The organism is Christiangramia lutea, assembly GCF_022489035.1.
Taxonomy (GTDB): domain Bacteria; phylum Bacteroidota; class Bacteroidia; order Flavobacteriales; family Flavobacteriaceae; genus Christiangramia; species Christiangramia lutea.
In genome coordinates this window covers 59,643-71,013 of sequence record NZ_JAKVTV010000002.1, presented here as the reverse complement: position 1 = coordinate 71,013, position 11,371 = coordinate 59,643, and the positions used below count along the sequence as shown (strand labels likewise).

Genomic DNA, 11,371 nt, shown 5'->3' with positions numbered 1-11,371 from the left:
TTTTTTTGGAATTTAATAATTACGTTAAAAAAATTTATGTTCAAATAACAGATGTGTAATCACCTGAAATACAAAATTTTATCGTTAAAATTAAAAATAAGTTAAAAACATCTTAAATATCTGTAAATCAGATATTTAAGATGTTTTATTTTATATTTAATTCTTACAAAGACATAGCTTTACCTTTTGCTAGTTCAGATACCGGTCCACATGGAATATACTCTCCAGGGATAGGATCATACCACATTACATTTTCCCCTATTTCCTCACTGTTCTTCCATGTCCAAATTGCCTGATTCCTTATACTGGTTAGATAAGCATACGCGCCTGCATCGGCATCGATTTGTATTTCAGAAGCCTGTTGCTGTGCATCTTGAGTTTCAGTATTTCGTTTTGCGAATTCCTCCTGCTCGGCCGGTGTAGCCTTCAGGTATTTTTTTATGATGTTCTCATAATCCTCTTTCTCACCTTCCTCCTGAGCCTTATCAAATTCATTTTCAAAGGCTTGAGAAAATGCATCAGCAGACCTCAAAAATCTTGTCTTTGAGTCCTCATCTGCTACCTGATCCATATAGGAATCAATAAATTGCGGTATATTTAAACTTAAAGCTCCTGGAGTATCGGTTACGGGTAAAATTATATCAAGGATCTTTTTCAGCGCGAAACCGTGGGATGCTGTAAGAAAAACTGGTTCCCAATCATATTCAGGATCGGTCTTACAACTGTGCAAAAGGCTAAGCGTAGACGGACCTACAATGAATATCCCGGCTCCTAAACCAATATTTTTTAATGCCTGTCTTCTTTTCATGATCTATTATTTTTAAGCATTAGATTTTTTAAAATTCTTTGAAGCATGGTCTGCGGCCCTGGCTGTCATGGCCATATAAGTAAGAGATGGATTCTGGCATCCGGCAGAGGTCATAAATGCACCGTCGGTTACATATACATTCGGAACTGCATGTACCTGGTTATTTCCGTTAAGAACCGAGGTTTCTGGATCTCTTCCCATACGAGCCATACCCATTTCGTGAATTCCAAGACCTGGAGCTCCAATATCATCATATCCATGAACATCCTTAAAACCAGCTTTCTCGAGCATTTCGACAGCCTGGGAAACCATGTCCTCACGCATTTTCAGCTCGTTTTCTTTAAACTCGGCATCGAACGTGACCGTAGGAAGGTCCCACTCATCGAGTTTATTATAATCCAGGGTCATTTTATTTTCATGGTAAGGAAGCGTTTCTCCAAAGCCCATTAGTCCCATATTCCAGCCTCCTGGTTCAACGATAGCTTTCTTAAGATCTTCTCCATAAGCTGCTTCGGCGATAGAATCAGACCAGTTACCTCTGCTTGCACCGCCCTGGTAACCATATCCTCTTATAAAATTGAGGTCCTTATCATTACCATTTAAATTTCTGAAACGTGGCAGGTAGATGCCATTCGGTTTTCTTCCTTTATAATATTTATCTTCAAAACCTTCATAATTTCCAGAGGCTCCGGCTTTAAAATGATGATCCATAACATTATGTCCTAATTCCCCTGAATCATTCCCCATTCCGTCAGGAAATCTGTCAGATTTTGATTGCATTAAAATACTTGTAGAGGCAACAGCAGAAGCGCAAAGAAAAATAACATTTGCTTTAAACTCCATAGTCTCTTTAGTGTTCGCATCAATAACCTTAACCCCTGTAGCCAATTTTGTTTCGGGATCATAAGTCACCTGGCTAACCACAGAATTTGGTCTTAAGGTCATATTACCGGTTCTTTCAGCAGCTGGTAGTGTAGAAGAATTACTACTGAAATACCCTCCGTATGGGCAACCTCTTATACAACGATTCCTGAACTGACATTTAGATCTGCCTTCAAATTTCTTATCTCCAGTTATATGAGCAACTCTTCCTGAGGTCATCACCCGGCCATTGAAATTTTCAGCAATACTTTCCCTGAAATGGTCTTCAACACAATTCAGATCCATGGGCGGCAGAAACTGCCCGTCTGGCAGCTGACTCAATCCAAGTTTTTCTCCACAAACTCCTATATATGATTCAACATAGTCATACCAGGGAGAAATATCCTTATATCTTATGGGCCAGTCTACGGCAATTCCATCCTTCTTATTTGCTTCAAAATCGAGGTCTCCTAGCCTGTAGCTGTGGCGACCCCACATGATGGACCTTCCCCCAACGTGGTATCCACGCATCCAATCGAATCTTTTTACTTCGTTATACGGATGCTTTATATCATCAACAAACCAGTGTTTACTAGGTTCTGAGACTGTATAGCCTGTTCTGGCCTGCTTGAATTGTCTCTTTTTTTCCTCTGCTGTAACCTGTCCCTTAAATTTATAATCCCAGGGGTCGTCATTCATGGTTGGATAGTCCTTCACATGCTCCACCATTCTACCTCTTTCCAAAACCAGGGTTTTAAATCCCTTTTCGCATAATTCCTTTGCGGCCCAGCCACCGCTAATTCCGGTTCCTACAACTATCGCATCATAATTGTCATTTTCATAGTATTTACTCACAATTACCCGTTTTATTAATAAAAATTTCTCTCAAATTGTATCAAATATATAAATATACGGGCATAATTTTACATCTTTAAAAAAAAGACTACTTTTAAATTTCATTTTTCTAATTTTTTAAAAACACTCCTAATAAAAATTTCCCTATGAATTTCACTTCTTCAAAAACACATGTTCTACTAGCTCTGTGTGCCTTATTTTTTGTCGTTACGGGATGCAAGCAAAACCGAGAGAATAAGGCTGAAAACGAAATGATTGTACAGAAAGAATCTAATGAGAATACAGACTCTTTATTTTTTGAACTCTCATTAGCCCAGTGGTCTTTACACAAAGCCATTCAAAGCGGTAAATTAGATCCATTAGATTTTGCTGAGAAAGCCAGCGAATTGGGATTTTCAGGAATTGAATATGTATCTACCTTTTATTCTGAAAGAATTAATGAAGCAGAAGATCCTGAAGCAGAGATGAAAATTGTATTGGACAGTCTGAAATCAAAAAGTGAAAAATTTAATATTAGGAATGTACTTATCATGGTTGATGGTGAAGGTGACCTTGCAGATCCTTCTGAAGAAGTAAGAAATAAGGCGGTTGAAAACCATAAGAAATGGGTGGATGCTGCAGAATTTCTTGGCTGCCATTCAATAAGAGTGAACACGTTCGGGACTAATGATCCACAGGAGTGGCATAATGCAGTAATTGATGGCCTAACCAAACTTTCTGAATACGCTGCCACAAAGAAAATTAATATACTTGTTGAAAATCATGGCTGGTTATCTTCTGATATCACCAAGCTAATGGCGGCTATTAATGAAGTGAATATGGAAAATTGTGGCACACTTCCAGATACAGGGAACTTTTGCACCAAACGTAAGGATGGTCAAAAATGGGGTGAATGTGAAGAGCATTTTGACCCATACAAAGGCGTAAAACTTATGCTTCCAAAAGCTGAAGGCGTGAGTGCTAAGAGCGAAGATTTTCCAGATGCCGGTATGGAAATAGATTATGAAAAAATGATGCAAATAGTTAAAGATTCAGGTTATGAAGGTTTTATAGGTATAGAATATGAAAGCGACAAGTACCCAGAGGATGAAGGTATTTTACATCTTAAAAATCTCGTGTTAAAGTCTGCTGAAAATATTGCTAATAACTAATCATTTTTAATCGATGAATAAATTTATAAGATTTCAACTTTCCCTGATGATGTTTCTGGAATTTTTCATTTGGGGAGGATGGTTTGTAACGCTAGGAACCTTTCTAGGCTATAATCTAAATGCTACCGATGTACAAATTTCAACAGCCTTTTCAACTCAATCCTGGGGAGCAATCATTGCACCTTTTATTATTGGATTAATTGCAGATAGGTTCTTTAATGCTGAAAGGATCCTGGGCTTCCTACATATTGTAGGATCAGTTCTTTTATACATGATGTATATAAGTACCGATTTCGCTGAATTTTATCCGCTCGTTCTTGGTTATATGATCGCCTATATGCCTACCCTTGCCCTTGTAAATTCGGTAAGTTTTAACCAGATGAAAGATCCCGCAAAAGAGTTTTCTTTCATTCGTGTATTTGGAACGATTGGATGGATCGTCGCTGGCCTGGTTATAAGTTATGTATTCTATTGGGATGCTCCGGATGCCCGGCAGGATGGAATGCTGAAATACACTTTCCTAATGGTGAGCATTGCATCGGCCTTTTTAGGACTATTCAGCTTCACCCTTCCAAAAACGCCTCCAACAGCCGACCGTTCTAAAAAAGTTAGTATCGTAGAAACCTTAGGTCTGGATGCTCTTGGATTGCTAAAAGACAGAAACTTTCTAATGTTTTTTTTGGCATCGGTCCTAATTTGTATTCCACTGGCATTTTACTACCAGAACACGAATCCGTTTTTATCTGAAATTGGAGTGAACAATCCTACGGGACTAATGACCATAGGACAGGTTTCTGAAGTACTTTTCATGCTGCTTCTCCCCTTCTTTTTTAAAAAATTCGGTTTCAAAATGACCATTATAGCCGGGATGCTGGCGTGGACGTTAAGGTATATCCTCTTTGCTTACGGAAATTCAGGGGAACTTATTTTCATGTTATTAATAGGTATTGCCCTGCACGGTATCTGCTACGATTTCTTTTTTGTATCAGGGCAGATCTACACAGACTTTAAAGCAGGAACAAAGTTTAAGAGTTCTGCACAGGGATTAATCACCCTGGCAACTTATGGAGTTGGAATGCTCATAGGTTTTTATGTAGCTGGTCTAATCACCAACGCCTACCTAACAGGTGAGAAAATGCACGACTGGGAGACCATTTGGTTGTACCCGGCTGCCTTTGCATTTGGTGTAATGGTACTTTTTGTCTTATTTTTTAAAAATGAAAAGATTGATAAAAAGGATATTGAAATTTAAAAGTAAAGTAAATTATGGCTAAGATCAAACTTGGTATTTTAGGAGGTGGAGAAGATTCTCTGATCGGGATTTTGCACAGAGTGGCTGCAAATATGTTCGATCAGTTCGAAATAGTGGGTGGAATTTTTGACCAGCATCATGATAAAAGTTTAAAATTCGGCGAAAAGCTGAAGCTTGATGAGAAAAGGATCTATAAAAACCTGGATGAACTAATTGCAAAAGAGAACAGCCTTCCGGAAGATCAGAAAATGCAGGTGGTTTCAGTACTTACCCCAAATTTTCTTCACTTTCCCATGGCCAAGCAATTGCTTGAAAATGGTTTTAATGTGATCTGTGAAAAACCTCTCACCACAACTTACGAAGAAGCTAAAATCCTGAATGAGATTCAGCAAAAGAAGAATACAATTTTTGGTGTAACTTATACCTACACCGGGTATCCTATGATCAGGCAAATGAAAACCATGATCGCTAATGGTGAAATTGGTAAAGTTCAGAAAGTTGATGTTCAGTACTACCAGGGATGGATTAACCAACTTATACATGACAAAGAGAAAAGGTCTTCAACCTGGAGATTAGACCCTGAGAAATCAGGAATTAGCTGTTGTATTGGTGATATCGGCACTCATGCTTTCAATATGGCAGAATATGTAACCGGAATGAAAGTAGAAAATATCCTGGCAGATCTGAATTACTTGTATGAAGATAATCCAATGGATATTGATGGAACGGTGCTTATCAGGTTTACAGATAAAGCTAAAGGAGTTATAAGGGCAAGCCAGATCGCTACCGGAGAAGAAAACAGCTTTAGCGTACAGATATATGGAGATAAGGGTGGTTTGAAATGGCAACAGGAAAATCCAAACTATCTTTATTTAATGAAAGAAGATCAACCTTTACAGGTTCTGAAACCAGGCCATGGCTTTTTAAGCGAATTTTCCTTGGAAGGAACAAAACTACCTCCGGGACACCCGGAAGGAATATTCGATTCCATGGGGAATATCTATTATGGTGTAGCCATGGCTATAAAAGACCAGTCAAAATATGATGGTGCCTATCCAAAACTCAATGATGGATTGAGAGGAATGAGTTTCATAGAAAAAACAGTTTCCTCTCATAAACAGGGTAATGTCTGGATAAATATGAAGGAATAAAAAAGAAAAGAGAATGAAGACTATTAAAGGACCGGCTGTATTTTTAGCTCAGTTCATGGACGATAATGAACCTTTCAATTCGTTGGATGGTTTGTGTAAATGGGCAGCAGACCTTGGTTATAAAGGAATACAGATCCCAACCTGGGAAACCAGGTTGATCGATCTGGAAAAAGCCGCAGAAAGCAAGACATACAGCGACGAACTGAAAGGAAAAGTTGAATCATACGGACTTGAGATCACAGAACTCAGCTCTCATCTTCAGGGGCAGTTAGTGGCAGTACATCCGGCTTACGACATCATGTTTGATAATTTTGCCCCGGAAGCTTTTAAGAACAATCCGGCAAAAAGGACTCAATGGGCCATTGACCAGTTAAAATATGCCGCGAAGGCGAGTAGAAATCTTGGCCTGGATGTACATGGGACTTTTAGTGGTTCATTTTTATGGCATACTGCCCATCCCTGGCCTCAGAGGCCTGATGGACTGGTGGAAATGGGGTTTGCAGAGCTTGCCAAACGTTGGCTTCCTATTCTTAATGAATTTGATGAACAGGGTGTAGATGTTTGTTACGAGATCCATCCGGGCGAAGACCTTCACGACGGTGTGACCTTCGAGAGGTTTCTGGACGCGACCCACAATCACAAAAGAGTAAACATTTTATATGATCCCAGCCATTTTGTGCTGCAGCAGCTTAATTACATTGAATATATAGATCATTATCACGATTTTATTAAAATGTTCCATGTTAAAGATGCTGAATTCAATCCTACCGGCAAAAAAGGAATGTTTGGTGGTTATGGCGATTGGAAAGACAGAGCAGGAAGATACAGGCATCCGGGCGATGGTCAGGTTGATTTCAAAACCGTATTCTCTAAACTAACAGAATATGGTTGCGATGTTTGGGCCGTACTGGAATGGGAATGCTGCATTAAATCTCCGGAACAGGGAGCCAAGGAGGGCGCTCCATTTATTCAGAGCAATATTATTGAAGCTACCCAAAAAAGATTCGATGATTTTTCAGGATCTGAAATTGATGAAAATAAACTAAAAAGAATTCTAGGAATTAAAACAAACTAAAGAATGAAAAGATTAATGTTAATCGGTTGTTCAATTCTACTCATGACGGCCTGTAAGAATGAAAATAAAGAATCTGAAGAGGTAGTCGAGGTTGAAAAAGAAATGAAGACTGAAAGCCAGGAAAAAGATGAATGGCAAACCCTATTCAATGGAGAAGATCTTGAAGGTTGGAAGGCCTACAACAGGGATTCCATTTCTGGACAGTGGAAAGTGGAAGATGGAGCAATAGCCTTCGCTCCGGCAAAAGGCGACAAAAGGATAAAAGAATATTTGATCACCGAAGATGAATTTGGCAATTTTGAACTTTCACTGGAATGGAAGATCTCTGAAGGTGGAAACAGCGGTATCATGTGGGGAGTGAAAGAAACAGAGAAATATGATGAACCTTATTATATAAGTCCGGAGATTCAGGTACTGGACAACCAGAATCACCCAGATGCGAAAAATGGGTTAGACCGAACAGCCGGAGCATTATACGATCTTGTACCTCCAAGTGAAGATGTTGCTAAGCCTGCAGGAGAATGGAACAAGGAAGTGATCCACATCAATTATGATGAGAATTTAGGATGGGTGAAATTGAACGGAAAAAAAATAGTGGAATTCCCTCTACAGGGTGAAGAATGGAAAGAGTTGATAAAAGATTCCAAATTCAGCGATTGGGAAGATTTTGGTTCTACCCGTCGCGGAAAGATCGCATTTCAGGATCATGACGATAAAGTATGGTTTAGGAACATTAAAATAAAAGAACTTTAAGAAGAGTTTACCAAAATTGAAAGCCGCCAAATGCGCGGCTTTTTTTATACTTGATATTGAGCCGAAACCTAAAATCTAAGTCATGCAGAAAAAAAATGTGAGTTTTGAAAATTCCGATTCAAAATCTTTAAAAGGTGTATTGGAACTGCCTTTTAATGAAAATCCAGAAAACTTCGTTCTATTCGCCCACTGCTTTACCTGTAATAAGAATTTTCATGCTCCCTCTAATATCAGTAAGAGTCTGGCTTCAAAAGGATACGGGGTTTTAAGGTTCGATTTTACGGGACTTGGTGATAGTGAAGGTGATTTCGAGGATACCAATTTTACAGGTAACGTGAATGATCTGGTTGCCGCAGCCAAATTCCTGGAAAAAGAATACTCTGCACCTACCCTCATTATTGGGCATTCTTTAGGTGGTGCTGCCGCGCTATTCGCAGCACTCAAAATAGATTCCGTTCAGGCAATAGTAACAATCAATGCTCCTTCCAACCTTTCCCATGTGCAGAAACATTTTGAATCTAACCTGGACGAGATCGAAAATGAAGGTTCTGCTAATATTAAAATTGGCGGACGGAGTTTCAAGATCAAAAAGCATTTTATCGAAGATCTTAAGAGAAATGAAGATTCAAAAGCACTTGGTGAAATTCGAAAACCATTGCTCATTATGCATTCTCCACAAGATGAGATCGTCTCAATTAAGCACGCAGAAGAATTATACCAATCTGCCTGGCATCCAAAAAGCTTCATTACGCTTAATGGAGCAGATCATATGCTAAGTAATAAATCTGATTCAGAATATGCAGGAACAGTGATTTCTGCCTGGGCGAGCAAATATATTTCTGAAAGGGAAGCTTCAGAACTGGACACAGACCACCAGGTAATGGCCAATCTTGGATCTGAAGGCTTCACTACTCAGATCATAGCTGGAAAACACCATTTTGTTGCAGACGAACCGGTTAAAGTTGGAGGGAATGATCTTGGCCCAGACCCATATGAATTGATTTCCAGCGGACTAGCAGCCTGTACCTCGATGACCATTCAAATGTATGCGCGAAGAAAAAAATGGCCCTTGGTAAATGTAGAAACTCATGTGAGTTATTCTAAAAAACACGCTGATGATTGCGAAAATTGTGAAAATGATATGGCCAAAATCGACAACTTTGAACGGGAGATCAGCTTGCATGGCGATCTTGATAAAGAGCAGATAAATAAACTTTTAGAGATCGCAGATAAATGCCCGGTACACAAAACTCTCTCTTCAAAAGCTCAAATCCACACAAAATTAACCGAAAATTAATCAAAGACAGGACCGAAACCCTTTGTTAAGCTATACTTAAATCTTTGGCTGTACCTGTGAATAGGATTATTTTAGATTTAAATTAAAACCAATCGAAACACTATGAAACGTATTAGTTTATCTCTTGTTCTTTGTGCAGGCTTAATTTTCACCAGCTGTAAGAACGAGAAAAAAGAAAAAGACATGGAGAACCAGTCAGAAACTGAAATGAGTTCTGAAATGGAGACCACAAAAGAAGAAGAAATTAAGAAAGTGAAGGTTACTCTTCAATCTGTTAGTGATTCTAACCTAAGCGGTAATGTAGTTTTTACTGAAGAGAACGGGGAAGTTTCCATGACCGCGATCATTTCTGGACTTGCAGAAGGTAAACACGCTATACATATCCACGAAAAAGGGGATTGCTCTGCTGCAGATGGAAAGTCTGCCGGAGGTCACTGGAATCCTACAGACGCACCGCATGGAAAATGGGGAAGCTCAGATGGTTATCATAAAGGAGATATTGGGAATTTCGAAGTTGATGCAAATGGAAACGGCACCGTTAATCTTACCACTGAGGAATGGTGTATAGGTTGTGGTGATGCTAATAAAGACCTTTTAGGTAAAGCAGTAATTGTACATGATGGGGTAGATGATTATACTTCTCAACCTTCAGGAGCAGCCGGAACACGCGTAGGTTGTGGTGTTATTCAAAAATAACCAATTAGAACTATAAAATATTAAAGCGGCTCAAGGCCGCTTTTTTTATTTCGTATTAAAGACTATATTTAGTTCCTCAAACCTAATCTATGCAGCAGGACGGACTCATTCTTGAGTTACAAAACGGAAATCAGAAAGCTTTCGAACGTATTTACGAATTATATTCAGAAAGCATTTACGGCATCATTTACAGTATCCTTAGGGATGAAAAAATAGCCGAGGAAATATTACAAGATGTATTTCTAAAGATCTGGAATAATTCATCATCCTATAATTCTGATAAAGGAAGATTTTTTACCTGGATCCTTAATATTGCGAGAAATGCCTCAATTGACCATATAAGATCCAAGGCCCATAAGAACAATCAGAAAAACCTTACATCAGATAATTTCGTAGATATTCTGGAGTCGAGATCGAACTTTTCCGGTAAAGCCGATGCAATTGGAATTAAAAAGTATATCAATGTTCTTAAACCTGTCTGTAAGAAATTAATAGATCTACTATTTTTCAAGGGATATACTCAAAAAGAAACTGCAGAGGAACTGGATATGCCTCTTGGGACCGTGAAAACCCGAAACAGGGCCTGTATTAATAAATTACGGGAAATGTTAGCTGAATAAGAAATGGATATAAAAGAATACATATCATCTGGGATCCTGGAACTTTACGTTTACGGCGCACTCACCGAGGCCGAAAGCCGAGAAGTGAGCCGGGTATTAAAAGAACATCCCGAAGTACGCAAGGAAGTTGAAGAAATTGAGAACGCCTTACAGAAATTATCTATTTCAGTGGCCCCTTCTTACAATGCTGAAGCAATTCTGGCACGAATAAAGCAGAAATTAGGTAAAAAAGCTGATCATAAAGTAATTCCTTTAGAATCTGATAAAGGTCACAATTGGGTTTCCTATTTTGGTTGGGCAGCAACCATATTATTACTTGTTGGGCTTTTCTTTGTATTCGAAGAGCGGAACAATTTAAGGGAGCAACTCACCTCTGAAAAAGCAAATGCGGCCAAACTGGAACAGCAGATCGCTGATGCTCGTGAAGATGCCGAAAAAACCGAAGAACTTCTGGCTGTATTAAGAGATAAGAATGTCTCAAAAGTACCTTTACAGGGTCAAAATGCAGCTCCCGGTGCCTATGCAGCAGTTTACTGGAACAAACAGGAAAAAAAGGCTTATATAGATGCCAAGGAATTACCTGAACCTCCAAGGGGTAAAGTTTACCAGGTCTGGTCTCTTAAACTCGAACCACTTACTCCTACCAGTATTGGTTTGCTGGATGAGTTCGAACTTGATGATAATAAGATCTTCACCCTGGAAAATGCGAATGAATCGCAGGCCTTCGGGATCACCCTTGAACCAGAAGGTGGTAGTGAGGCTCCAACCATGGAACAGTTATACGTCTTAGGTGCAGTGGCTGCAGCGCCTTAAAATATAATAGAATAAATTCCTATAAACAGTAAGCCCCAC

11 protein-coding genes are annotated in these 11,371 nt (G+C 39.1%); 9 read left to right on the top strand and 2 right to left on the bottom strand.

The annotated features are described in order from the left end of the window. Positions 1-163 precede the first annotated feature (163 nt). Both ML462_RS06665 and ML462_RS06660 read right to left on the bottom strand, forming a co-directional pair. Positions 164-808, bottom strand: a complete 645-nt coding sequence (locus tag ML462_RS06665; protein WP_240713015.1) for a gluconate 2-dehydrogenase subunit 3 family protein — start codon at positions 806-808, stop codon at positions 164-166. A 12-nt stretch (positions 809-820) separates the two neighbouring features. Next, the gene (locus ML462_RS06660; protein WP_240713014.1) at positions 821-2,524 is read right to left on the bottom strand and encodes a GMC oxidoreductase; all 1,704 of its coding nucleotides are present in this window, start codon (positions 2,522-2,524) and stop codon (positions 821-823) included. 146 nt (positions 2,525-2,670) lie between these two features. Between ML462_RS06660 and ML462_RS06655 the strand changes: the two genes are divergently transcribed. The 9 genes from ML462_RS06655 to ML462_RS06615 all read left to right on the top strand — a co-directional run bounded on the left by ML462_RS06655 (position 2,671) and on the right by ML462_RS06615 (position 11,332). Continuing rightward, on the top strand, positions 2,671-3,675 hold the full coding sequence (locus tag ML462_RS06655) for a sugar phosphate isomerase/epimerase family protein (protein WP_240713013.1): 1,005 nt from the start codon (positions 2,671-2,673) through the stop codon (positions 3,673-3,675). Positions 3,676-3,688: 13 nt separating this feature from the next. Further along, entirely contained in the window at positions 3,689-4,927 is a 1,239-nt protein-coding gene (locus ML462_RS06650) for an MFS transporter (RefSeq protein ID WP_240713012.1), read from the top strand. Between the two features lie 11 nt (positions 4,928-4,938). Then, entirely contained in the window at positions 4,939-6,078 is a 1,140-nt protein-coding gene (locus ML462_RS06645; protein ID WP_240713529.1) for a Gfo/Idh/MocA family protein, read from the top strand. 13 nt (positions 6,079-6,091) lie between these two features. Beyond that, entirely contained in the window at positions 6,092-7,153 is a 1,062-nt protein-coding gene (locus ML462_RS06640; protein ID WP_240713011.1) for a sugar phosphate isomerase/epimerase family protein, read from the top strand. Between the two features lie 3 nt (positions 7,154-7,156). Then, positions 7,157-7,906: a 3-keto-disaccharide hydrolase gene (locus ML462_RS06635; protein WP_240713009.1), complete on the top strand. Its 750-nt coding sequence runs from the start codon at positions 7,157-7,159 to the stop codon at positions 7,904-7,906. A gap of 82 nt (positions 7,907-7,988) precedes the next feature. Further along, positions 7,989-9,203: a bifunctional alpha/beta hydrolase/OsmC family protein gene (locus ML462_RS06630; RefSeq protein ID WP_240713008.1), complete on the top strand. Its 1,215-nt coding sequence runs from the start codon at positions 7,989-7,991 to the stop codon at positions 9,201-9,203. A 102-nt stretch (positions 9,204-9,305) separates the two neighbouring features. After that, positions 9,306-9,899, top strand: coding sequence for a superoxide dismutase family protein (locus tag ML462_RS06625; RefSeq protein ID WP_240713007.1), 594 nt, complete (start codon positions 9,306-9,308; stop codon positions 9,897-9,899). Between the two features lie 89 nt (positions 9,900-9,988). Beyond that, positions 9,989-10,519, top strand: coding sequence for an RNA polymerase sigma factor (locus tag ML462_RS06620; protein ID WP_240713006.1), 531 nt, complete (start codon positions 9,989-9,991; stop codon positions 10,517-10,519). A gap of 3 nt (positions 10,520-10,522) precedes the next feature. Then, the gene (locus ML462_RS06615; RefSeq protein ID WP_240713005.1) at positions 10,523-11,332 is read left to right on the top strand and encodes an anti-sigma factor; all 810 of its coding nucleotides are present in this window, start codon (positions 10,523-10,525) and stop codon (positions 11,330-11,332) included. The last annotated feature ends 39 nt before the right edge of the window (positions 11,333-11,371 follow it).

Excerpts from the sequence above, each read along its gene's own strand:
- ML462_RS06665 (WP_240713015.1), bottom strand. The coding sequence starts at position 808 with ATGAAAAGAAGACAGGCATTAAAAAATATTGGTTTAGGAGCCGGGATA.
- ML462_RS06655 (WP_240713013.1), top strand. The coding sequence starts at position 2,671 with ATGAATTTCACTTCTTCAAAAACACATGTTCTACTAGCTCTGTGTGCC.
- ML462_RS06650 (WP_240713012.1), top strand. The coding sequence starts at position 3,689 with ATGAATAAATTTATAAGATTTCAACTTTCCCTGATGATGTTTCTGGAA.
- ML462_RS06640 (WP_240713011.1), top strand. The coding sequence starts at position 6,092 with ATGAAGACTATTAAAGGACCGGCTGTATTTTTAGCTCAGTTCATGGAC.
- ML462_RS06635 (WP_240713009.1), top strand. The coding sequence starts at position 7,157 with ATGAAAAGATTAATGTTAATCGGTTGTTCAATTCTACTCATGACGGCC.
- ML462_RS06630 (WP_240713008.1), top strand. The coding sequence starts at position 7,989 with ATGCAGAAAAAAAATGTGAGTTTTGAAAATTCCGATTCAAAATCTTTA.
- ML462_RS06625 (WP_240713007.1), top strand. The coding sequence starts at position 9,306 with ATGAAACGTATTAGTTTATCTCTTGTTCTTTGTGCAGGCTTAATTTTC.
- ML462_RS06620 (WP_240713006.1), top strand. The coding sequence starts at position 9,989 with ATGCAGCAGGACGGACTCATTCTTGAGTTACAAAACGGAAATCAGAAA.
- ML462_RS06615 (WP_240713005.1), top strand. The coding sequence starts at position 10,523 with ATGGATATAAAAGAATACATATCATCTGGGATCCTGGAACTTTACGTT.